The organism is Kamptonema formosum PCC 6407 (assembly GCF_000332155.1).
Taxonomy (GTDB): Bacteria; Cyanobacteriota; Cyanobacteriia; order Cyanobacteriales; family Microcoleaceae; genus Kamptonema; species Kamptonema formosum.
On record NZ_KB235904.1, the window covers coordinates 2,311,600 to 2,331,675 of the forward strand.

31 protein-coding genes and 1 pseudogene are annotated in these 20,076 nt (G+C 47.5%); 31 read left to right on the forward strand and 1 reads right to left on the reverse strand.

The window, feature by feature from the left end:
• The first annotated feature begins 292 nt into the window (after positions 1-292).
• The 31 genes and pseudogenes from rplC to prfA all read left to right on the forward strand — a co-directional run bounded on the left by rplC (position 293) and on the right by prfA (position 18,434).
• Positions 293-928 (forward strand): 50S ribosomal protein L3, encoded by a 636-nt coding sequence (gene rplC, locus OSCIL6407_RS0127070; RefSeq protein WP_007357352.1) that lies wholly within the window; start codon positions 293-295, stop codon positions 926-928.
• 160 nt (positions 929-1,088) lie between these two features.
• The gene (gene rplD, locus OSCIL6407_RS0127080; RefSeq protein WP_007354581.1) at positions 1,089-1,724 is read left to right on the forward strand and encodes a 50S ribosomal protein L4; all 636 of its coding nucleotides are present in this window, start codon (positions 1,089-1,091) and stop codon (positions 1,722-1,724) included.
• Complete coding sequence (locus OSCIL6407_RS0127085) at positions 1,717-2,025, forward strand: 50S ribosomal protein L23 (protein WP_007354582.1); 309 nt, start codon at positions 1,717-1,719, stop codon at positions 2,023-2,025. Before rplD ends, OSCIL6407_RS0127085 begins: the two co-directional genes overlap by 8 nt.
• Positions 2,026-2,117: 92 nt before the next feature.
• Positions 2,118-2,981 (forward strand): 50S ribosomal protein L2, encoded by an 864-nt coding sequence (gene rplB / locus OSCIL6407_RS0127090; protein ID WP_007354583.1) that lies wholly within the window; start codon positions 2,118-2,120, stop codon positions 2,979-2,981.
• A gap of 67 nt (positions 2,982-3,048) precedes the next feature.
• Positions 3,049-3,327 carry a 30S ribosomal protein S19 gene (gene rpsS / locus OSCIL6407_RS0127095; protein ID WP_019487907.1) on the forward strand — a complete coding sequence of 93 codons (279 nt, stop codon included), beginning with the start codon at positions 3,049-3,051 and terminating at the stop codon, positions 3,325-3,327.
• A 59-nt stretch (positions 3,328-3,386) separates the two neighbouring features.
• Positions 3,387-3,743, forward strand: a complete 357-nt coding sequence (gene rplV / locus OSCIL6407_RS0127100) for a 50S ribosomal protein L22 (protein ID WP_007354585.1) — start codon at positions 3,387-3,389, stop codon at positions 3,741-3,743.
• Between the two features lie 101 nt (positions 3,744-3,844).
• Positions 3,845-4,573, forward strand: coding sequence for a 30S ribosomal protein S3 (rpsC, locus tag OSCIL6407_RS0127105; protein WP_007354586.1), 729 nt, complete (start codon positions 3,845-3,847; stop codon positions 4,571-4,573).
• 114 nt (positions 4,574-4,687) lie between these two features.
• Positions 4,688-5,107, forward strand: coding sequence for a 50S ribosomal protein L16 (gene rplP, locus OSCIL6407_RS0127110; protein ID WP_019487908.1), 420 nt, complete (start codon positions 4,688-4,690; stop codon positions 5,105-5,107).
• A gap of 1 nt (position 5,108) precedes the next feature.
• On the forward strand, positions 5,109-5,348 hold the full coding sequence (gene rpmC, locus OSCIL6407_RS0127115) for a 50S ribosomal protein L29 (protein ID WP_007354588.1): 240 nt from the start codon (positions 5,109-5,111) through the stop codon (positions 5,346-5,348).
• 67 nt (positions 5,349-5,415) lie between these two features.
• Positions 5,416-5,664 carry a 30S ribosomal protein S17 gene (gene rpsQ / locus OSCIL6407_RS0127120; protein ID WP_007354589.1) on the forward strand — a complete coding sequence of 83 codons (249 nt, stop codon included), beginning with the start codon at positions 5,416-5,418 and terminating at the stop codon, positions 5,662-5,664.
• Between the two features lie 74 nt (positions 5,665-5,738).
• Entirely contained in the window at positions 5,739-6,107 is a 369-nt protein-coding gene (gene rplN, locus OSCIL6407_RS0127125; protein ID WP_007354590.1) for a 50S ribosomal protein L14, read from the forward strand.
• Positions 6,107-6,466, forward strand: a complete 360-nt coding sequence (gene rplX, locus OSCIL6407_RS0127130) for a 50S ribosomal protein L24 (protein ID WP_007354591.1) — start codon at positions 6,107-6,109, stop codon at positions 6,464-6,466. Before rplN ends, rplX begins: the two co-directional genes overlap by 1 nt.
• 94 nt (positions 6,467-6,560) lie before the next feature.
• Positions 6,561-7,103: a 50S ribosomal protein L5 gene (gene rplE, locus OSCIL6407_RS0127135; protein ID WP_007354592.1), complete on the forward strand. Its 543-nt coding sequence runs from the start codon at positions 6,561-6,563 to the stop codon at positions 7,101-7,103.
• Positions 7,104-7,124: 21 nt separating this feature from the next.
• Positions 7,125-7,526, forward strand: a complete 402-nt coding sequence (rpsH, locus tag OSCIL6407_RS0127140; protein ID WP_007354593.1) for a 30S ribosomal protein S8 — start codon at positions 7,125-7,127, stop codon at positions 7,524-7,526.
• A 166-nt stretch (positions 7,527-7,692) separates the two neighbouring features.
• Positions 7,693-8,238 (forward strand): 50S ribosomal protein L6, encoded by a 546-nt coding sequence (gene rplF, locus OSCIL6407_RS0127145; RefSeq protein WP_007356156.1) that lies wholly within the window; start codon positions 7,693-7,695, stop codon positions 8,236-8,238.
• Between the two features lie 2 nt (positions 8,239-8,240).
• Positions 8,241-8,603 carry a 50S ribosomal protein L18 gene (rplR, locus tag OSCIL6407_RS0127150; RefSeq protein WP_007356155.1) on the forward strand — a complete coding sequence of 121 codons (363 nt, stop codon included), beginning with the start codon at positions 8,241-8,243 and terminating at the stop codon, positions 8,601-8,603.
• Positions 8,604-8,721: 118 nt separating this feature from the next.
• Positions 8,722-9,273 carry a 30S ribosomal protein S5 gene (gene rpsE, locus OSCIL6407_RS0127155; RefSeq protein WP_007356154.1) on the forward strand — a complete coding sequence of 184 codons (552 nt, stop codon included), beginning with the start codon at positions 8,722-8,724 and terminating at the stop codon, positions 9,271-9,273.
• Between the two features lie 182 nt (positions 9,274-9,455).
• Entirely contained in the window at positions 9,456-9,899 is a 444-nt protein-coding gene (gene rplO, locus OSCIL6407_RS0127160; RefSeq protein WP_007356153.1) for a 50S ribosomal protein L15, read from the forward strand.
• Positions 9,900-10,029: 130 nt separating this feature from the next.
• Complete coding sequence (gene secY, locus OSCIL6407_RS0127165) at positions 10,030-11,337, forward strand: preprotein translocase subunit SecY (RefSeq protein ID WP_007356152.1); 1,308 nt, start codon at positions 10,030-10,032, stop codon at positions 11,335-11,337.
• Positions 11,338-11,339: 2 nt separating this feature from the next.
• Positions 11,340-11,906, forward strand: a complete 567-nt coding sequence (locus OSCIL6407_RS0127170; protein WP_007356151.1) for an adenylate kinase — start codon at positions 11,340-11,342, stop codon at positions 11,904-11,906.
• Between the two features lie 210 nt (positions 11,907-12,116).
• The gene (gene infA, locus OSCIL6407_RS0127175; protein WP_006276978.1) at positions 12,117-12,341 is read left to right on the forward strand and encodes a translation initiation factor IF-1; all 225 of its coding nucleotides are present in this window, start codon (positions 12,117-12,119) and stop codon (positions 12,339-12,341) included.
• A 109-nt stretch (positions 12,342-12,450) separates the two neighbouring features.
• Positions 12,451-12,564, forward strand: coding sequence for a 50S ribosomal protein L36 (gene rpmJ / locus OSCIL6407_RS33030; RefSeq protein ID WP_015178722.1), 114 nt, complete (start codon positions 12,451-12,453; stop codon positions 12,562-12,564).
• A gap of 86 nt (positions 12,565-12,650) precedes the next feature.
• A complete protein-coding gene (gene rpsM, locus OSCIL6407_RS0127180; RefSeq protein WP_007356150.1) occupies positions 12,651-13,034 on the forward strand; it encodes a 30S ribosomal protein S13 in 384 nt (127 codons plus the stop codon).
• Between the two features lie 81 nt (positions 13,035-13,115).
• Positions 13,116-13,511: a 30S ribosomal protein S11 gene (gene rpsK, locus OSCIL6407_RS0127185; RefSeq protein ID WP_007356149.1), complete on the forward strand. Its 396-nt coding sequence runs from the start codon at positions 13,116-13,118 to the stop codon at positions 13,509-13,511.
• A 111-nt stretch (positions 13,512-13,622) separates the two neighbouring features.
• Entirely contained in the window at positions 13,623-14,564 is a 942-nt protein-coding gene (locus OSCIL6407_RS0127190) for a DNA-directed RNA polymerase subunit alpha (RefSeq protein WP_234708761.1), read from the forward strand.
• 83 nt (positions 14,565-14,647) lie between these two features.
• Positions 14,648-14,998 (forward strand): 50S ribosomal protein L17, encoded by a 351-nt coding sequence (gene rplQ, locus OSCIL6407_RS0127195; protein WP_007356147.1) that lies wholly within the window; start codon positions 14,648-14,650, stop codon positions 14,996-14,998.
• 88 nt (positions 14,999-15,086) lie between these two features.
• Positions 15,087-15,558 (forward strand): annotated as a pseudogene (locus tag OSCIL6407_RS33035) (hypothetical protein).
• Between the two features lie 116 nt (positions 15,559-15,674).
• Positions 15,675-16,130 (forward strand): 50S ribosomal protein L13, encoded by a 456-nt coding sequence (gene rplM, locus OSCIL6407_RS0127205; RefSeq protein ID WP_007356145.1) that lies wholly within the window; start codon positions 15,675-15,677, stop codon positions 16,128-16,130.
• Positions 16,130-16,543: a 30S ribosomal protein S9 gene (rpsI, locus tag OSCIL6407_RS0127210; RefSeq protein WP_007356144.1), complete on the forward strand. Its 414-nt coding sequence runs from the start codon at positions 16,130-16,132 to the stop codon at positions 16,541-16,543. Before rplM ends, rpsI begins: the two co-directional genes overlap by 1 nt.
• Positions 16,544-16,690: 147 nt before the next feature.
• Entirely contained in the window at positions 16,691-17,011 is a 321-nt protein-coding gene (gene rpmE, locus OSCIL6407_RS38200; protein ID WP_007356143.1) for a 50S ribosomal protein L31, read from the forward strand.
• A 325-nt stretch (positions 17,012-17,336) separates the two neighbouring features.
• Positions 17,337-18,434, forward strand: a complete 1,098-nt coding sequence (gene prfA / locus OSCIL6407_RS0127220) for a peptide chain release factor 1 (RefSeq protein WP_007356142.1) — start codon at positions 17,337-17,339, stop codon at positions 18,432-18,434.
• Positions 18,435-18,620: 186 nt separating this feature from the next.
• Here prfA and OSCIL6407_RS0127225 read toward each other — a convergent pair whose 3' ends face one another.
• Complete coding sequence (locus tag OSCIL6407_RS0127225; RefSeq protein ID WP_173401184.1) at positions 18,621-19,952, reverse strand: IS110 family RNA-guided transposase; 1,332 nt, start codon at positions 19,950-19,952, stop codon at positions 18,621-18,623.
• Between the last annotated feature and the right edge of the window lie 124 nt (positions 19,953-20,076).

Genomic DNA, 20,076 nt, shown 5'->3' on the forward strand with positions numbered 1-20,076 from the left:
TGTGAAAGCAGACCAAATTTAGGATACTGAACAGCTTGCTGCTCAAGTCCAGGCACCAACAGACAGCACCGAAGTAAACCTCGGTCACAAAACACCTTAAGCGTTGCTAGTCTAAAACCTTGCAAGACTTCCATTAAGATTGACCCCAAAAAAAATTAGGGTCAAACATTTGGTTGAGTTAATAACTTGTAGACATATTCTCAGTAATATTTCTACATCAGAGCAAGCGGACTCGTGGAACACTACCAGTCCGAAACTGTTGTACTGCGTAAAAAAAATAGGGAGACAAACCGTGTCTGTCGGTATTCTCGGCACAAAACTAGGCATGACTCAAGTATTTGACGAACAGGGAAGAGCCATTCCCGTCACCGTCATTCAAGCAGGGCCATGTACAGTAACTCAAATTAAAACAAAACAGACCGATGGCTATGCTGCCATCCAAGTCGGTTACGGCGACGTGAAAGCCAAGGCCCTCAACAAGCCAGAACTAGGACACCTAGCCAAATCAGGAGCAACCCCAGTTCGCCACCTGCAAGAATACCGCTTGGAAGATATCGGTGAATTTCAACTAGGCCAACAAGTAAAAGCCGACCTATTTACACCAGGTCAAATCGTCGATGTCATCGGTACTAGCATCGGTAAAGGCTTTGCCGGCTTCCAAAAACGGCATAACTTCAAACGCGGGCCAATGGCTCACGGTTCCAAAAACCACCGTCAACCAGGTTCCATCGGGCCCGGAACCACACCTGGTCGCGTCTATCCCGGAAAAAGGATGGCAGGACGCTTAGGTAACGTGCAAATCACCGTCCGCAAACTCACAGTATTGCGAGTAGATACCGAGCGCAACTTATTGCTCATCAAAGGAGCAGTTCCCGGCAAAGCAGGCGCATTAGTCAATGTAGTCCCTGAGAAAAAAGTAGGTCGGTAATCGTTAGTAGTTGGTTGTTAGTAGTTAGTTGTTAGTGGTCACTTGTTAGCGGTTAGTTGGTTAATTAATTACCAATTACCAATTACCACCAATTACCAATTACCAATTACCAATTACCAATTACCAATTACCAATTACCAATTACCAATTACCAAAAATTATGGTTAACTGCGTAGTACGAAATTGGCAAGGCGAAGAAGTAGGGGAAACCACCCTAGAATTGCGCGTAGCCAAAGAAGAAAATGCCTCTCACATCGTCCATAGAGCCTTAAGACGGCAAATGGTTAACGCCCGTCAAGGAACAGCCAGCACCAAAACCAGAGCAGAAGTCAGAGGTGGCGGTCGCAAACCTTGGCGGCAAAAAGGAACAGGTAGAGCCAGAGCCGGTTCCATCCGTTCTCCCCTATGGCGTGGCGGCGGTGTCAGCTTCGGCCCCAAGCCGAGAGACTTCGACATCAAAATGAATAAAAAGGAACGGCGTTTAGCATTGCGGACAGCCCTCCAAAGCCGCGCCGCCGAAGACTTCATCGTGGTAGAAGACTTCAGCGAACAAATAGCTAGACCCAAAACCAAAGAATTAATCACAGCCCTCGCCCGATGGGGAGCCAACCCGGAATCAAGAATATTGTTAATCCTGCCAGAAAAACAGGAAAACATCTATTTATCCGGCCGTAACGTCCCCACCCTCAAAATTATTTTGGCAGGCTCCCTGAACATCTACGACATTCTTGCCGCCGACAAAATTGTTACCACAGCCACAGCCATTGCCAAAATGCAGGAGGTTTACGGTGAGTGAATTTAATCCCCGCGATTTAGCGGACGTTTTACATAAACCCATTCTCACTGAGAAAGCTACTCGGATGATGGAACTCAACCAGTTCACCTTTGACGTAGCCCCCAAAGCCACAAAACCGATTATCAAAGCCGCAGTCGAGCAGATGTTCAATGTCAAAGTTATCGGCATGAACACCCAAAATCCGCCCCGCAAAAAGCGCAGAGTCGGCAAATTCCAGGGATTTAAACCCCGTTACAAACGAGCAGTCGTCACCCTCGCAGACGGCGAACCCTTGAGAAAAATTCTCTTCCCAGAAGTGTAAACATCGGTAATTTGTGAGTTGACGGTTAACAGTTAACAGTTAACGGTTAACAGTTAGCCAATTACCAATTACCAATTACCAATTACCAAATTATGGGCATCCGTTCCTACCGACCCTATACCCCAAGCACCAGACAACACACCGTCTCCGACTTTGCTGAGATTACACGCTCAGAACCCGAAAAGTCGCTGACGGCAAACAAGCACACCAAACAAGGTCGTAACAATCGCGGTGTCATCACCTGTCGTCACCGAGGCGGCGGCCACAAGCGTCTTTACCGGACTATCGACTTCCGCCGCGACAAACTCAACGTTCCTGGAACCGTCCAAGCCATTGAGTACGACCCCAACCGTAACGCGAGAATTGCCCTCGTTTTCTACAAAGATGGCGAAAAGCGGTACATCCTCCATCCCGTAGGCTTGAAAATTGGGACAGTCATCACCTCTGGCCCCGAATCTCCCATCGAAATTGGTAACGCCTTACCTCTGATTAATATTCCCCTGGGTACCAGCGTTCACAACGTCGAATTAGTACCAGGAAAAGGTGGGCAAATTGTCCGCTGTGCCGGCGCAACCGCTCAGTTAATGGCAAAAGAAGGTGACTACGTTACCCTCAAACTGCCTTCTGGCGAACAGCGCAAAATTCGCGCCAAATGCTACGCCACCATCGGTCAAGTTGGCAACGTTGAAGCCAGAAATATCAGCATCGGTAAAGCAGGTCGTACTCGCTGGAAAGGTCGCCGGCCTACAGTCCGAGGCAGCGTCATGAACCCCGTAGACCACCCGCACGGTGGTGGCGAAGGCAGAGCCCCCATCGGTCGCTCCGGCCCCGTCACACCTTGGGGAAAACCAGCCTTGGGTGCCAAAACACGACGCAAGAACAAGCGCAGCGACTCCCTAATCGTGCGTCGCCGCCGCAAGGCCTCCAAGCGTGGAAAAGGCGGACGGCAAAGTTAATCCTAATAACAGTTAACAGTCAACAGTTAACTGTTAACTGTTAACCAATTACCAACTACCAATTACCATGTCACGATCGCTAAAAAAAGGCCCATTTGTGGCCGATCACCTGCTCACCAAAATAGAAAAACTGAACTCTCTAGGTCAAAGGCAAGTTATTAAAACTTGGTCGAGAGCTTCTACCATTTTACCTCTGATGGTAGGTCACACGATCGCAGTTCATAACGGCCGCCAGCACGTTCCAGTTTATCTAACCGAGCAAATGGTCGGACATAAATTAGGAGAATTTGTCCCGACTCGTACCTTTAGAGGTCACGCTAAAGGCGATAAAAAGGCAAAAAGATAGATTGTTGTTAACTGTTAACTGTTAACTGTTAACTGTTGAAAAGTAGAGAGAAGAGCTAAATGGCTATTGATACAAATTCAGAAGTAAAAGCGATCGCGCGTTACATCCGAATGTCCCCCCACAAAGTGCGGCGAGTCCTCGACCAAATTCGCGGCAAATCTTATAGGGAAGCGCTGGTTTTACTGGAATTCATGCCTTACCGCGCCTGCGAACCAATACTCAAAGTCCTGCGTTCAGCGGCGGCAAATGCCGAACATAACGCAGGCATGGATCGAGCGCAACTCATTGTCTCTCAAGCTTTCGCCGATCAAGGCCCAGTCTTGAAACGCTTTAGACCCAGAGCTCAAGGTCGCGCTTATCAAATTCGCAAACCCACTTGTCACATCACTGTCGCAGTGGCAACGCAAGCAGAGTAACGAATACCAGGTTAACTGTTAACTTTTAACTGTTAATTGTTAACTGTAAGAGCTAAGAAGCGGTCTTCTTTACTTCTTTAATTAATTCTTTCTTGACTCTTATGGGACAGAAAATTCATCCAGTTGGTTTTAGACTTGGCATCACTCAGGAACACCGTTCGCGGTGGTTTGCTGATGCTAAAAACTATCCAGAGCTTTTACAAGAAGACTCGAAAATTCGTCAGTACGTCCAAAAAAACCTCAGTAACGCAGGTATTTCCTCAGTCAAAATTGACCGGAAAGCTGACCAAATCGATCTTGAGGTACAAACAGCTAGACCCGGCGTAGTCGTCGGTCGTGGCGGGACGGGAATCGAACAATTGCGAGTAGGTTTGCAGCAACAATTAGGCAGCAACCGTCAGATTCGGATCAACGTTGTAGAAGTGCAGCGTGTAGATGCTGACGCTACCTTAATTGCTGAATATATTGCCCAGCAATTAGAGCGCCGCGTTTCCTTCCGTCGAGTTGTCCGCCAAGCCATCACCCGCGCTCAAAAAGCTGGGATTGAAGGCATTAAAATCCAAGTTAGCGGTCGCTTAAACGGAGCAGAAATTGCCCGTACAGAGTGGACGCGGGAAGGTCGAGTCCCCCTGCACACATTGCGTGCAGACATTGATTATTCTTACTGCACCGCCAAAACCATCTATGGAATTTTAGGCGTTAAAGTTTGGGTTTTCAAAGGCGAAATCATCCCCGGACAGGAAGATATTCCTGCTCCTAATGCAGGCCCGCCCCGCACTAAAAATAAGGGTCGCCGCCATAAATTTGAAGATCGTTCCAACGAAGGTTAATAGTTAATAGTTAATGGTTAGTAGTTAGTAGTTAATGGAAAAATATAACCAACAACCAACAACTAACAACCAACAACTAACAACTAACAACCAACAACCAACAATACCCACGCCATGTTAAGTCCTAAAAGAACAAAATTCCGCAAGCAGCAACGCGGGCGGATGAATGGAGTTGCCACTCGCGGTAACAATGTTAGCTTTGGCGAATTTGCTCTCCAAGCCCTCGAACCCGCTTGGATCACTTCCCGTCAAATAGAGGCCAGTCGTCGCGCCATGACTCGCTATATTCGCAGAGGCGGCAAAATTTGGATTCGCGTGTTTCCAGATAAACCAGTTACTCAACGAGCCGCTGAAACCCGGATGGGTTCAGGTAAAGGTGCGCCGGAGTTTTGGGTAGCAGTAATTAAGCCGGGTCGCGTGCTGTTTGAAATTGGCGGCGTTCCCGAAGTAACTGCTCGCGAAGCGATGCGTTTGGCATCCTTTAAATTGCCCATTAAGACTAAGTTCATCACCCGCGAAGAGGAGCAGTCTTAGAATGTCTTTATCAAAGATTCAAGAATCTAAAGATTTGACTGATGCTGAAATCACAGAGCAGATTTTAGCGATTAAACGCCAACTGATGGAACTGCGAATGTTGCAAGCAACTGGCCGCTTAGAAAAGCCTCACCAGTTCAAGCACGCCAAGCATCGGCTGGCTCAGTTAATGACAGTTGAAGGGGAGCGATCGCGAGCCGCCGCCGCCGAGGCCCTTGCTGCTGCGAAAAGCGCTTCTTAGCAAAAGCTAGTAGTGTGAAGGCCCCTATAAATAACCAGAGTCAGTTGCACAGTAGGAATAGGTTGCTATGGCAGTTAAGGAAAGAGTTGGCTTAGTCGTCAGCGACAAAATGAATAAAACGGTAGTGGTAGCAGTCGAAAACCGCGCTTCCCACACCAAATACGGCAAAACCGTCGTGAACACCAAAAAATATAAAGCTCACGACGAAGAAAATCAGTGCAAACCAGGCGATCGCGTCCGCATTACCGAAACGCGCCCCCTGAGCAAAACCAAACACTGGATCGTTGCCGAAATTCTCACCACCAAAAACGGGTGACAAATTGTTAACAGTTAACAGTTAACAGTTAACCGTTAACCATTAACAATTAGCAATTAGCAGGAATCGAAATCATGATTCAACCTCAAACTTACCTCAACGTAGCCGACAATAGCGGAGCCAGAAAATTAATGTGCATCCGCGTATTAGGTGGAGGCAACCGCCGCTACGCTGGAGTCGGCGATGTCATTATCGCCGTTGTCAAAGATGCCATTCCTAACATGGCAGTTAAAAAATCCGATGTCGTCCGGGCCGTTGTTGTCCGTACTCGCAAAGGTGAGCGCCGGGACAGCGGCATGAGCATCCGTTTCGATGACAATGCTGCTGTGATTATCAACGCTGACGGCAACCCGAAAGGCACTCGTGTTTTCGGCCCTGTCGCCCGCGAATTGCGCGACAAAAACTTTACTAAAATCGTTTCTTTAGCGCCGGAGGTACTTTAATGTACAGCAAACAAGGCAAAAAAAGTGGCACCCAAGTCCGCCACAAAATGCACGTCAAAAAAGGCGACACCGTTCAAGTCATTACTGGCAAAGATAAGGGCAAAGTCGGTGAAATCTTAAAGACATATCCTCAAGCTAGCAAAGTAGTTGTCCAAGGAATTAACGTCAAAACTAAGCACGTTAAACCCCAGCAGGAAGGCGAATCAGGTAAAATCACTACCTTTGAAGGCCCCATCCACAGCTCCAATGTAATGCTCTATTCCACCAAAGAAAAAGTAGCTAGCCGCGTTTGCTTCACCTTCACCGAAGATGGTCGCAAAGTTCGCAAGCTCAAGAAAACTGGTGAAATCATCGACTAACAGTTAACAGTTAACAGTTAACAGTTAACAATTAGCAATTAGCAATTAGCAATTTCCTGACCACGCCCAGGAACAGCAAAGACACAAAGCAATTATGGCAATACAACTCAAGACCACGTACCAAGAAAAAATTGTCCCGAAACTGATGGATCAGTTTAAATACACTAATATCCATCAAGTCCCCAAAGTGGTGAAAGTCACTATAAACAGAGGATTGGGCGAAGCATCTCAAAACGCTAAAGCTCTCGAATCCTCAATCACTGAAATTGGCATCATCGCAGGTCAAAAACCTGTAGTGACAAGAGCAAAAAAAGCGATCGCAGGCTTCAAAATCCGCAAAGGAGTACCCGTTGGCGTGATGGTCACGCTGCGCTCAGACCGGATGTATGCTTTTCTGGAACGGTTGATCAATCTTACTCTTCCCCGCATTCGCGACTTTCGTGGCGTTAGCGCCAAAAGTTTTGACGGGCGCGGCAACTATAGCTTGGGATTGAGAGAACAGCTAATCTTTCCAGAAATAGAATACGATAGCATCGATCAAATTCGCGGGATGGACATTTCAATCATCACCACAGCCAACACCGACGAAGAAGGTCGCGCATTGCTCAAAGAAATGGGTATGCCATTCAGGTATTAGTAGTAAAGTAAAGAACAACAGATGGCAGCTAACGATACTATTGCAGATATGCTGACGCGCATTCGCAACTCCTGCATGGCGCGACACCAAACTACTGAGATTCCCTCCACAAAAATGACTCGCAGCATTGCTGAAGTCCTGAAAAGTGAAGGCTTTATCGCTGAAATTGAAGAGGCAGGCGAAGGCATCAAGCGGCATTTAGTGCTCTCTTTAAAGTACAAAGGCAAAACTCGCCGCCCGATCATTACCGCCCTCAAGCGAGTCAGCAAACCCGGCTTGCGCGTTTACTCTAATCGCAAAGAATTACCGCGAGTTTTAGGCGGAATTGGCATAGCCATCATCTCCACCTCCAGCGGCATTATGACCGATAGAGAAGCCAGACGGCAAGGTTTAGGCGGTGAAGTGCTTTGTTATGTATGGTAATTGTTGACAGTTAACTGTTAACTGTTAACGGTTAGTTGTTAGTTGTTTATTGTTGGTTATTAACAGCAATTACCGATTACCAATTACCGCTTACCAATTACCAATTACCAATTACCAATTACCAATTACCAACAGACAAAGGACAAAAGACAAAGGACAAAAAATTATGTCTCGAATTGGTAAGCGCCCAATTAGCATACCTAGTAAAGTGACCGTCACCATTGACGGTCAGCACGTTGCAGTTAAAGGGCCAAAAGGTGAACTTTCTCGACTATTGCCGGCAGAAGTCGTCTTAGAACTGGAAGGGGAAACCTTGTTAGTAACACGCCGGGACGAATCCCGTACCGCCCGCCAGTTGCACGGCCTGTGCCGCACTCTCGTATCTAATATGGTAGAGGGAGTCTCAAACGGCTTTCAGCGTCGTCTGGAAATTCAGGGCGTGGGCTATCGGGCTCAAGTTCAAGGTCGCAACCTGATCTTAAACGTGGGTTACAGCAAACCCGTCGAAATGCCGCCCCCAGAAGGCATTCAAGTGGCAGTTGAAGGCAACGTCAACGTGATTGTCAGCGGCATTGATAAAGAATTGGTGGGAAACACCGCCGCCCGCATCCGGGCAGTCCGCCCACCTGAAGTCTACAAGGGCAAAGGCATTCGCTACACCGGCGAAGTAGTCAGACGCAAGGCTGGCAAGACAGCAGGGAAGAAGAAGTAAAAATGAAACTTACTCGTAAAGAATCAATAGAGCGCCGTCACCGCCGAGTGCGGCGCAAGGTATCTGGTACTCCCGAACGCCCCCGGTTGGCAGTGTTTCGCTCTCACCAGCATATCTATGCACAGGTAATTGACGACACCAAGCAGCACACTTTGGTATCTGCGTCAACCCTCGATCCCGAATTAAAAACCGACCTCAAGAGCGGCGGTAACTGTAACGCTTCCGTGCAAGTCGGTCAATTGATTGCCAAGCGCTGCTCTAGCGCTGGTATCTCCAAAGTTGTCTTTGACCGGGGAGGCAACCTCTATCACGGTCGCGTAAAAGCTCTAGCAGAAGCAGCTCGCGAAGCGGGTTTAGATTTTTAGAGCAGTTATTTGCTAATGGCTAATTGCTAATGGCTAATTGCTAATTAGTAATTACCAGTTAACGGTTAACGGTTAACAGTTAACAGTTAACAGTTAACAATTTCTAAAGGACAAAATAATGGCAGAACAAAAAGAGCAGCGCAACAGCAACACCAACAAGAAAAAAAGTAACAAATCTCGCGACAAAGAACCCGAATGGCAAGAGCGCGTCGTTCAAATTCGCCGCGTTACCAAAGTAGTCAAAGGTGGTAAAAAGCTTAGCTTCCGCGCCATCGTTATCATTGGTAACGAACGGGGTCAAGTTGGAGTCGGTGTTGGCAAAGCCAGTGACGTGATTGGAGCAGTTAAAAAGGGCGTTGCCGATGGCAAAAAGCACCTGATAGAAGTTCCTCTGACTAAGGCTAATTCCATCCCCCATCCTGTCAACGGCGAAGGTGGCGGAGCCAAAGTAATGATGCGACCAGCATCTCCCGGTACTGGGGTAATTGCTGGGGGAGCAGTGCGAACAGTGCTTGAATTAGCAGGCGTTCGCAATATTCTCGCCAAACAACTAGGTTCTGGTAATCCTTTAAACAACGCTAGAGCCGCCGTCAATGCTCTTTCCTCCCTGCGAACCTTTTCTGAGGTTGCCCAAGAGCGAGGCGTTCCTGTTGAACACCTTTATGCTTAGTCAATGGCTAATAGCTAATGGCTAATAGCTAATGGTTAATAGCTAATGGTTAATAGCTAATGGTTAGCGGTTAGTAGGAAAATACAACTAAAAACCAAAGACTAACAATTAGCAATTAGCAATTAGCAATTAGCAGTTAGCAACTAGCAATTACCGATTACCAATTACCTATTACCAAAACTATGAGATTACAAGATGCTCTGCCAAAAGCAGGCTCCCAAAAGCGTCCCCGCCGCTTAGGTCGGGGTATTTCAGCCGGTCAAGGCGCTAGCTCAGGTAAGGGGATGCGCGGTCAAAAATCTCGGTCAGGGAGTGGCACCCGACCAGGTTTTGAGGGCGGTCAAAATCCTCTATACCGCCGCTTACCCAAGTTAAAGAGCTTTCCCCTTGTTAACCGGAAAGAGTACACTACGATTAATGTAAGTAAACTTGCCGAACTGCCACCAAACACAGAAGTAACTTTAGCTTCTTTGATCGATGCAAAAATCGTCACTACTGATGATGGGCCGCTGAAAATCTTAGGAGATGGGGAATTAAATGTGGCCCTGCAAGTGAAAGCTGCTGGTTTTACAGCCGGGGCCCGCGCCAAAATTGAGGCCGCAGGTGGAAGCTGTGAAGTAGTTTAGGGGTGCGCTCTTGGGTAGGCTACGCCAGCTTTAGGCATTCCGATGCGTTGAGATTGGCAAATCCAAATGCACCAAGTCGCCCCTCGATAAAACTCATTTAAAACTCAAATTCACAACTAAAAACTCGTTTATGGACGTTAGTCGAGATAAAGCGCCAACTGCACAAGAGACATTCTTGCAGATGGCTCAAGCTGCTGGTTTGCGGGGGCGCATCCTGGTGACAATCGGCTTGCTGATTTTAGTGCGCTTGGGTGTCCACTTGCCAGTCCCCGGCATTGACCGCGTTGCTTTTGCCCAAAATGTTCAGAATAGCCCTTTAATTGGCTTTTTGGATCTTTTCTCTGGCGGCGGTCTGTCCGCTTTGGGGATTTTTGCTCTAGGGATTTTGCCCTATATTAATGCTTCCATTATCATTCAATTGCTGACTGCGGCTCTCCCCAGTTTAGAGGAGTTGCAGAAGAATGAAGGGGAAGCAGGACGGCGTAAGATTTCTCAGATTACTCGCTATGTGGCACTGGGTTGGGCGGTGCTTCAAAGTGTGGGGATTGCGATCTGGGTCAGCCCCTTTGCCCAGGAACCAGCGCCTTTATTCATTGCTCAAACTGCCTTAGCTTTAACGGCGGGGTCGATGTTTGTAATGTGGGTGTCGGAGTTGGTGACGGAACGGGGAATTGGTAATGGTGCGTCGCTGCTGATCTTTATCAACATTGTGGCAGTTTTGCCGCGTTCTTTGGGTCAAACTGTGGAGTTGGCTCAGAGCGGTAATAGCCAAATTGTCGGTCAAGTCATCGTTTTGTTGCTGGTTTTCTTGGTGATGATTGTTGGGATTGTTTTCGTTCAGGAAGGAACGCGCCGCATCCCGATTATTTCTGCTCGCCGCCAAGTTGGTCGCAAGGTTTACCGAGAAAAAAGCAGCTATTTGCCACTGCGCTTGAATCAAGGCGGAGTGATGCCGATTATTTTTGCTTCGGCTGTTTTGATTTTGCCCGCTTCCTTGGGGCAGTTTACAAATAATCCGATTTTGGTGCAGGTGGCTAATGCTTTGAATCCAAACGGGTCTATGCCTTGGCTCTATGCGCTGGTTTATTTGGTTTTGATCTTGTTCTTTAGCTATTTCTACGCTTCGTTGATTGTCAACCCTGTAGATATGTCTCAGAACTTGAAGAAGATGGGTGCGAGTATTCCTGGTATTCGCCCTGGCCAAAAGACTAGCGAGTATGTGGAGCGGGTGTTGAATCGCCTGACTTTTTTGGGAGCGATTTTTCTAGGCTTGGTGGCGATCGTGCCTACGGCTGTGGAGAGTGCTACTAATGTTACGACTTTTAGAGGGTTGGGAGCGACTTCGCTGTTGATTCTGGTCGGGGTGGCGATCGATACGGCTAAACAAATTCAAACTTACGTCATATCCCAGCGATATGAAGGAATGGTCAAGCAATAGCAATGCAATTGATTTTCTTGGGGCCTCCAGGGGCCGGAAAGGGAACTCAGGCTCAGCTTTTAGCGGCTTTCTGGAAAATTCCCCATATTTCTACGGGTGAGATTTTACGGGCCTGTGTGGTAGCCAAAACTGATTTGGGTCTGAAGGCGCAAGCCTTTATGGATCGCGGGGAGTTGGTACCGGATCGGGTACTTATGGATATTGTGCGGGAACGCCTGAAGGAAGCAGATGCCAGTAATGGCTGGATTTTGGACGGTTTTCCTCGCACTGTAGCCCAGGCAACTTTTTTAGAGGAATTGTTGCAGGAGTGGGATCGGGGAGGCATACAGACGGTTAATTTGGATGTTCCCGATGAAATCTTGGTGGTTCGCTTGTTAGCAAGGGGTCGTAAAGATGACACTGAGGAGACGATCCGCCGCCGTTTGGAGGTTTACCGCGAACAAACTGCACCTTTGATTGGTTTTTATGGCGATCGCCACCAGTTAATTACTGTTGATGGCGATCGCTCTCTGGAGGCAGTCACCGCAGATATTCAACAATTGCTTGAGCCTGCTTCCCCTTCCCGCTAGGTCTGCTATTGCCTCTTGCTTTGAACCTCTTGGCGCTAACAACTTTTGCTAAGATATGTTAACTAGAAACCTTTTAGCTAGTTGGCTTTGTGTTAGGTCTGCCCGTTGCAGCTTTGAGGTAAGAATGCCAATTGTTGAACGGGTACTCAAGAGAACCCCAGGCTTGGCTCTCTATGAGTGAATTAGTTGTTGAGTTGAGGAAACTACCACTTGTCTAAGCAAGATTTAATTGAAATGGAAGGGACGGTGACAGAATCACTGCCCAATGCGATGTTCCGCGTTGACCTAGATAATGGGTTTAATGTTCTGGCTCACATTTCTGGCAAGATCCGCCGTAATTACATCAAAATCCTTCCAGGCGATCGCGTCAAGGTCGAGTTAACACCTTACGACTTGACAAAAGGGCGAATTACTTATCGCCTGCGGAAAAAGTAGCCTTAGATAAACTTTCTAAATACTAAATTCCAATTTAGTTAGATAGATTGTTGTAAATTCACCCAAGTTAATGCTATAATGCTACGTTTGTAGTGTTGCCCAGAAAGGCATGAAAGTTCGAGCATCTGTTAAGAAGATTTGTGAAAAGTGTCGCGTCATCCGCCGTCGCGGTCGAGTGATGGTGATATGTACTAACCCGAAACATAAGCAACGCCAGGGTTAGGGGGTTTATTATCCCAGGCATCGGAGCAATCTGCTGCCTGATTCAACAACATTGTAGCTAATTAGCATTCAGTAGGGAGTAAAAGCGTGGCACGGATTGCCGGGGTAGACCTTCCACGCGATAAGCGCGTAGAGATTGGTCTGACATACATTTATGGAATTGGACTAACCAGATCCCATGAGATTCTAAGCGCCACAGGCGTAAATCCTGACACTCGCGTTAAGGATTTAAGCGACGCTGACGTGACAGCTCTGCGGGGAGAGGTAGAAACCAACTATCAAGTCGAAGGGGATCTCCGGCGCTTGGAGTCTATGAACATCAAGCGCTTGATGGACATCGGGACTTACCGGGGTAGACGGCATCGCTTGGGCTTGCCCGTGCGGGGTCAGCGTACCCGAACCAATGCCCGGACTCGCCGGGGCGTTCGCCGCACTGTTGCAGGCAAGAAAAAGGCACCTTCCAAGAAGTAACCTTTTTTTCCATCTATTTTCCGTGCAGGCTGGCACAAAGCCAGCAGGCAGTCAACTTCAAATGCCGTTAAAGAGACTCATATGGCGAGACAAACAACCAAAAAAGCTGGAGCCAAAAAGCAAAAAAGGAATGTACCCAACGGCCAAGCCTTTATCCAGTCTACCTTTAACAATACAATTGTCACGATCACCGACCTCAACGGCGAAGTGATTTCTTGGGCTTCAGCGGGTTCGAGCGGCTTTAAAGGAGCCAAGAAGGGTACTCCCTTCGCAGCTCAAACCGCAGCCGAAAGTGCGGCCCGCCGCGCTAACGACCAAGGTATGCGCCAAGTTGAAGTCATGGTTAGCGGGCCGGGAGCAGGTCGCGAAACAGCAATTCGGGCCCTCCAGGGTGCGGGTCTGGAAATCACCCTGATTCGAGATGTTACCCCCATTCCTCACAATGGCTGCCGCCCTCCCAAACGGCGACGAGTCTAATTAATTAAAAATGTAAAATTAAAAATTAAAAATCAACGCAATTAAATTTGGCATTTTTAATTTTTAATTTTTAATTCACTGTGGGGTTCAATGGAAAAGGGAGGTCACTCCGTGGCGCAATTTCAGATTGAGTGTATAGAGTCCAACACTGATAAAGACCGTAGTCAGTACGGAAAATTTATCCTTGAACCGCTAGACCGGGGTCAAGGAACGACTGTTGGAAATGCGCTTAGGCGCGTGATGCTGTCCAACCTCGAAGGAACGGCTGTAACTTCAGTCCGCATTGCCGGAGTCAATCACGAGTTTGCCACAATTGAGGGGGTACGGGAGGATGTTCTAGAGATCCTGCTCAACATGAAGGAGGTTGTCCTTAAAAGTCATTCTTCCCAACCGCAAATTGGCAGACTGCGAGTAGAAGGGCCTGCAACAGTCACCGCAGACCGCTTTGATGTACCCTCTGAGGTTGACGTGATCGATCGCAGCCAGTACATTGCCACTCTCTCCCCAGGATCGACGCTGGAAATGGAATTCCGCATAGAAAGAGGGGTAGGGTATCGGGCAGTAGATCGGAGCCGTGACGATGGGGGAGCTCTAGATTTTCTCGCCATTGATGCGATTTTTATGCCGGTTCGCAAAGTCAACTACAGCGTTGAGGATGCCCGCGTAGGCGGCTCTACAGAGAAAGACCGGCTGATCATGGAAATCTGGACTAATGGCAGTTTGACACCTCAAGAGGCTCTCAGTCAAGCGGCTAGCATCTTGGTCGATCTGTTCTCTCCCCTGAAAGACATCACTTTAGAGTCACTCAGAAGTGATGTGGGTTCAGATGCAGATCCCACCAGTCAGATTCCTATTGAAGAGTTACAGTTGTCAGTCCGAGCTTACAACTGTCTAAAGCGGGCGCAAATCAATTCAGTCGCAGATTTGTTGGACTATACCCAAGAAGACTTGTTAGAAATCAAGAACTTCGGTCAGAAGTCCGCAGAAGAAGTGATAGAAGCTTTGCAGAAACGCTTGGGCATTACCTTGCCCCAGGAAAAGGCTAAAACTTAAAGCAGAGTTAACGGTTAACGGTTAACAGTTAACGGTTAACTGTTAACCAATTACCAATTACCAATTACCAATTACCAATTGATATGCGTCACCGTTGTCGTGTTCCCCAACTTAGTAAACCTGCTGACCAGCGCAAGGCACTGCTGCGATCGCTGACAACAGAATTAATCCGTCATGGTAAAATCACCACCACCCTCACCCGCGCCAAAGCTGTGCGACCAGAAGTGGATCGGATGATTACCCTGGCAAAAGATGGCTCCCTGGCAGCTCGTCGGCGGGCAATGGGCTATATCTATGACAAACAGCTAGTACACGCACTGTTTGAACAAGCTCAAGAACGCTATGGCAATCGTAACGGTGGATATACCCGCGTCCTGCGGACTGTCCCCCGAACTGGAGATCATGCAGAAATGGCCATTATTGAACTGGTCTAATGCGGTGAAAATAATTAAAAGTTAAAGAAACAAAATTAAAAATGACTAAATTTAATTTTTAATTTTTAATTGTTAATTTTTAATTATTATGCAGCGTATTGCTTTGGTCATCCAATATATCGGCACAGACTTGCACGGTTGGCAGCGGCAGCCGCATCAGCGTACAGTACAAGAAGAGATCGAAACAACTATCTCAACGTCCCTTGATTGGGCGCTTTCACTTGGCAGCTTTTCACCGCGCCGGGTCGTCACGCCCTCATTCTTGGGTAGACGTGCAAGTAGCAGAATGTCAGCGATTTGGGCCGTTCATTCACATCGAGGTTCAGGCAAGTGGGTTTCTGTACGGGATGATGCGGCTGCTAGTGGGGCTGCTGGTGCAGGTGGGTAGAGGAGAGCGATCGCTTGAGAATTTTAAAGATATCTGGGTTCAAGAACGCCGAGAAATGGTAAAATATTCTGCCCCTGCTCATGGTTTATGCCTGCTGCGGGTTGGCTATCCAGAATTACCATTTCCCCCTCACATCTGGTACGACACCCAACCTAAATTTGTCTTTGGTTAACTGTTAACTGTTAACTGTTAGTTGTTTCACCAATTAGCAATTAGCAATTAGCAATTAGCAATTAGCAATTAGCAATTAACCACTAACAACTAACAACTAACAACTAACAATTACCGATGAACACAACTTATGTCCCTCCTGTAAATACCCTAGAACATAACTGGTATGTCGTGGATGCGACAGATCAGCGTCTAGGTCGTCTTGCTAGTGAAATTGCCACGCGCCTCCGGGGAAAAAATAAGCCTACTTTTACTCCCCACATGGATACGGGTGATTTCATTATTGTGATCAATGCCGAAAAGGTAGCTGTTACTGGCAAAAAACGCAGCCAGAAAATCTACCGCCGCCATTCTGGTAGACCAGGTGGTATGAAAACGGAAACCTTTGCTAAATTGCAAGTCCGTTTACCCCAAAGAATTGTTGAAGAAGCTGTGCGTGGGATGCTACCCCATAATTCCTTGGGAAGACAGCTATTTACTAAGCTGAAAGTATATGCGGGCCCTGACCATCCCCACGCCGCTCAAAAACCCGAACAGTTAATTATTAATACGATTCCGGGAGGAAATGATTAATGCAAGTTGTAGATACATCAGGTCGCGCTATGTACTGGGGTACAGGCCGCCGCAAATCTTCGATCGCACGGGTACGTTTAGTACCTGGTACTGGCGAATTAACCATCAACGGTAAAAAGGGCGATCTTTATCTGCAATTTAATGCAGGTTATTTGGCTCTAGCTAAGGCTCCTCTGGAAACTTTGGGCCTAGAAAATGAGTACGATATTTTAGTGAAAGCTGAGGGCGGTGGGTTGACTGGCCAGGCTGACTCTATCCGCTTAGGCGTTGCTAGAGCTTTGTGTCAATTAGACCCAGAAAACCGCAAGCCTTTGAAGAGTGAGGGTTACTTGACTCGCGATCCCCGCGCTAAAGAACGGAAGAAGTACGGTTTGCGGAAAGCTCGTAAGGCTCCTCAATACTCGAAACGGTAGGCGCGAAGGAAGAAGGAAGAAGGAAGAAGGAAGAAGGAAGAGGGAAGAAGAAAATCTCCCCAGCTCCCCTGCTCCTCCCCTTCCCACTCCCCCGCTCCATAGGTCAGCTAAAATAGTAGTAGATTTGCAAGACTAGAGAGTAAAAAAATGGCAAAGGATGGTATTCATCCCAAGTGGTATCCCGAAGCAAAGGTTTACTGCAACGGGGAAATGGTGATGACGGTTGGCTCGACTAAGCCAGAACTGAATGTTGATGTCTGGTCTGGCAATCATCCCTATTACACTGGGACTCAGAAGATTATTGACACGGAAGGACGAGTTGAGCGGTTCTTACGGAAGTACGGGATGATGGATGGCGGTCAAATGCCCCCACCAGTCGATCCTCAAGCGAGTGGCCCCGTTGTAGAGGCTCCCAAAACAGAGACAACCCCTGCTAAGGGTGGTAAGGGCGGCAAAAAGAAGAAGTAGCTATTGTCATTTGTCCGCAGTCTGTTGAGGGTGGTTTTTTCTACCAACAACTTACATCTGTGGGATTGGGAAGGGCGGATTTTGGATTTTAGATTGACGGGTTGGTGGGCGAGTTAAGAAGTCTGCGTGGGCGAAGCTAATGGTAAGTATCGCGACTATTTAATCTAAATCCAAAATCTCAAGTTCTCGATCGAAAATCGGCACAAAATGACACGGGTTTTCTAGCCTGTGTTGAAAAATAACACAGGCTTTTTGGTCTGTGGTGTTAATGAAGCAGGCTTAAAAGCCTGTGCTGCCAACTAACAAAGGACAAAGGACAAGTACAATGGCTGAATCTTATTTGCTGGATAAATTGAAGTCCGTTGAGCAAACTTTTAATGAGTTGACTCGGCGGATGGCAGATCCTGATGTCGCGAAAGATCCGAATGAGTTTCAACGGGTAGCTAAGGCTCGATCTTCTTTGGAGGAAGTGGTTAATACTTTTGAGCTTTGGAAGGAAACTCAGGAGAATTTAGCTGGTGCTAAACAGATTTTAAAGGAATCGGCGAGCGATCCTGAGATGCAGGAGATGGCATCTTTGGAGGTGGGTGAACTTGAGGATAAGTCGGATTATCTAGAAAGTCGCTTGAAGGTTTTGTTGCTGCCACGAGATCCGAATGATGATAAGAATATCATGCTAGAAATTCGGGCGGGTACTGGCGGGGATGAGGCGAGTATTTGGGCTGCTGATTTAGTGCGGATGTATTCTCGCTATGCTCAGAGTCAAAATTGGCAAGTGAAAATGCTGAGCGAGTCGGTGGGAGAGAGTCGGGGTTTTAAAGAGGCGATTCTGGAAATTCAAGGCGACAGTGTTTATAGTAAGTTGAAGTTTGAGGCAGGAGTGCATCGGGTGCAGCGGGTGCCGGTGACGGAGGCGGGTGGCCGGGTGCATACTTCGACGGCGACGGTGGCGGTGATGCCGGAGGTGGATGATGTGGAGATTCATATCGATCCGAAGGATATTGAAATGAGTACGGCTCGCTCTGGTGGGGCTGGCGGTCAAAATGTGAATAAGGTGGAGACTGCTGCTGATTTGTTCCACAAGCCGACGGGGATTCGGATTTTTTGTACTGAGGAGCGGAGTCAGTTGCAGAATAAGGAGCGGGCGATGCAGATTCTGCGGGCTAAGCTTTATGAGATGAAGTTGCGAGAGCAGCAGGATGAGGTGACTTCGATGCGGCGATCGCAGGTTGGTACTGGTTCGCGATCGGAGAAGATTCGGACTTATAACTATAAGGATAATCGGGCTACGGATCACCGGTTGGGTGAGAATTTCTCTCTGAATACGATTTTGGAGGGGGATATTGATGATGTGATTCAGGCTTGTATTTCTCTGGATCAGCAAGAACGTTTGGCGGAATTAGCTGCTTCGACTTCTAATTAATGCTCTAATTAATCGATTGATGGGGAACTAGGCGCAAGCTAGGCTGAGTTGGAGATCAAATCCGGTAGCATCGGAATTAATATTACCCACAGTCAGGACACGGCAGTGCTCAAGGCGTGTCAACAACCGCTGAAACCCGCCAGGGACTTAAGTCCCTGTCTAATAGTTAAAGTCCTCCTCAGAAACTCAATCTAGTTTTGAGGCGCAAGCAACCAGCTCAAACCCAAGAGATTGAGCTGTTTTCTCCAGCTTAGAGACAATACGTTGTCGATATTTCTGTTCGTAATAGTCAGCACCTGAATCGGCATAAGCGGTTTTTGTACTCCAGAGGTGATAGAAGATGCGGGCTAGCTTGTGGGCAGTAGCGGTATTAGCCTCTGGAGCGCCCAATCTGGCTCGTAACCGACGATAAAAAGCCCCCAAAGCTGATTGAGAGCGAGATAAAGATTGAGCAGCTAAACGGAAGGCATTAGCAGCCCGATTAACTACACAACGGGTATGAGAACTTTTGACTTTACCGCCTGTAATCCTCGCAGACGGACACAACCCTAACCAAGAACAAAAATGCTTAACAGTGGGAAAACGAGTAGCATCCAATCCGACTTCCGAGAGCAGAGCTTGTACTGTGAGGACATCAAAACCAGGGATTTGAGTAAAATCTACTCCACTAATCCGATACAACTGATGGCGCAAGTCAAAATTGGGTTCGTGACCTCTGGGCTTTCTGTTACCCCGTTTGGGAGGGTCTGGTGGAGGATGGTTTTCTTCGCTAGCAAAGCTAGCTAAATATCGCTCAATCTCCACATCGCAGCTAGCAATTTGCTCTTGATAGATGTCGTAGAGTTGTAACTCTTGTTTTAACACAAATATATGCTCAACTCGATAGTCTCCACTCAAGGCTTTAGCAATATCTGCGGTACTACTTTTAATCCGAGAATTTTTCAAATTAGCTAAGACTTGAGGATTCCTTTCTCCAGCTACAATGGCGCGGATAATTGCCATCCCAGTGACTCCTGTGATGTCACTGATGACTTTATGTAGTTGCAGATTCATTTGAATTAATGCTTTCTGCATCCGCAGTACGTGGCTGCTACTGCTTTTGATTAAGTTATCGCGGTGGCGAATGTAACTACGTAGAACACAACTTTGGTCATCAGGACGAAAGGAACCGGACAATAAACCATAAGTATGTAGCTGTTGCAACCATTGACAATCCAACACATCACTTTTTCTGCCCGGTACGGTTTTGACGTGATGGGCATTCACCAGTTTGACTTCGATACCCCTGGCTTCAAAAATTTGAAAGGCTGGTATCCAATAGACTCCTGTCGATTCCATCGCGATGGTGTCTATCCCACATTCCACTAACCATGAGGCCATCTCGATTAAGTCAGGGGTAAAACAGCCAAATTTACGTACATTCTGTGACGTTCGATCAGGTGGAACGCAAACCCAGTGTTCTTGTGAGCCAATATCTATACCTGCGGCATTTGGGTTAATCTGGGTGAAATTAGACATTTCACCCGCAACAGGTTTGCTTATCTTGCATCGGATCATTTAGATGACTCCTCTTGGCGCTCGAACGAAAGGAAGTGTCCCGATTGGTGGGCGGATGTGATCTTAGATTCTCCTCAACGGGATA

Excerpts from the sequence above, each read along its gene's own strand:
- OSCIL6407_RS0127170 (WP_007356151.1), top strand. The coding sequence starts at position 11,340 with ATGCAATTGATTTTCTTGGGGCCTCCAGGGGCCGGAAAGGGAACTCAG.
- rpsI (WP_007356144.1), top strand. The coding sequence starts at position 16,130 with ATGCAAGTTGTAGATACATCAGGTCGCGCTATGTACTGGGGTACAGGC.
- rplB (WP_007354583.1), top strand. The coding sequence starts at position 2,118 with ATGGGCATCCGTTCCTACCGACCCTATACCCCAAGCACCAGACAACAC.
- rpsE (WP_007356154.1), top strand. The coding sequence starts at position 8,722 with ATGGCAGAACAAAAAGAGCAGCGCAACAGCAACACCAACAAGAAAAAA.
- rplN (WP_007354590.1), top strand. The coding sequence starts at position 5,739 with ATGATTCAACCTCAAACTTACCTCAACGTAGCCGACAATAGCGGAGCC.
- rpmC (WP_007354588.1), top strand. The coding sequence starts at position 5,109 with ATGTCTTTATCAAAGATTCAAGAATCTAAAGATTTGACTGATGCTGAA.
- rpmJ (WP_015178722.1), top strand. The coding sequence starts at position 12,451 with ATGAAAGTTCGAGCATCTGTTAAGAAGATTTGTGAAAAGTGTCGCGTC.
- rpsS (WP_019487907.1), top strand. The coding sequence starts at position 3,049 with ATGTCACGATCGCTAAAAAAAGGCCCATTTGTGGCCGATCACCTGCTC.
- rpsH (WP_007354593.1), top strand. The coding sequence starts at position 7,125 with ATGGCAGCTAACGATACTATTGCAGATATGCTGACGCGCATTCGCAAC.
- rplD (WP_007354581.1), top strand. The coding sequence starts at position 1,089 with ATGGTTAACTGCGTAGTACGAAATTGGCAAGGCGAAGAAGTAGGGGAA.
- rplV (WP_007354585.1), top strand. The coding sequence starts at position 3,387 with ATGGCTATTGATACAAATTCAGAAGTAAAAGCGATCGCGCGTTACATC.
- rpsQ (WP_007354589.1), top strand. The coding sequence starts at position 5,416 with ATGGCAGTTAAGGAAAGAGTTGGCTTAGTCGTCAGCGACAAAATGAAT.
- rplR (WP_007356155.1), top strand. The coding sequence starts at position 8,241 with ATGAAACTTACTCGTAAAGAATCAATAGAGCGCCGTCACCGCCGAGTG.
- rplP (WP_019487908.1), top strand. The coding sequence starts at position 4,688 with ATGTTAAGTCCTAAAAGAACAAAATTCCGCAAGCAGCAACGCGGGCGG.
- rplQ (WP_007356147.1), top strand. The coding sequence starts at position 14,648 with ATGCGTCACCGTTGTCGTGTTCCCCAACTTAGTAAACCTGCTGACCAG.
- OSCIL6407_RS0127225 (WP_173401184.1), bottom strand. The coding sequence starts at position 19,952 with ATGTCTAATTTCACCCAGATTAACCCAAATGCCGCAGGTATAGATATT.
- rpsC (WP_007354586.1), top strand. The coding sequence starts at position 3,845 with ATGGGACAGAAAATTCATCCAGTTGGTTTTAGACTTGGCATCACTCAG.
- rplX (WP_007354591.1), top strand. The coding sequence starts at position 6,107 with ATGTACAGCAAACAAGGCAAAAAAAGTGGCACCCAAGTCCGCCACAAA.
- rplM (WP_007356145.1), top strand. The coding sequence starts at position 15,675 with ATGAACACAACTTATGTCCCTCCTGTAAATACCCTAGAACATAACTGG.
- rpsK (WP_007356149.1), top strand. The coding sequence starts at position 13,116 with ATGGCGAGACAAACAACCAAAAAAGCTGGAGCCAAAAAGCAAAAAAGG.
- prfA (WP_007356142.1), top strand. The coding sequence starts at position 17,337 with ATGGCTGAATCTTATTTGCTGGATAAATTGAAGTCCGTTGAGCAAACT.
- secY (WP_007356152.1), top strand. The coding sequence starts at position 10,030 with ATGGACGTTAGTCGAGATAAAGCGCCAACTGCACAAGAGACATTCTTG.
- rplF (WP_007356156.1), top strand. The coding sequence starts at position 7,693 with ATGTCTCGAATTGGTAAGCGCCCAATTAGCATACCTAGTAAAGTGACC.
- rplE (WP_007354592.1), top strand. The coding sequence starts at position 6,561 with ATGGCAATACAACTCAAGACCACGTACCAAGAAAAAATTGTCCCGAAA.
- rpmE (WP_007356143.1), top strand. The coding sequence starts at position 16,691 with ATGGCAAAGGATGGTATTCATCCCAAGTGGTATCCCGAAGCAAAGGTT.
- rplO (WP_007356153.1), top strand. The coding sequence starts at position 9,456 with ATGAGATTACAAGATGCTCTGCCAAAAGCAGGCTCCCAAAAGCGTCCC.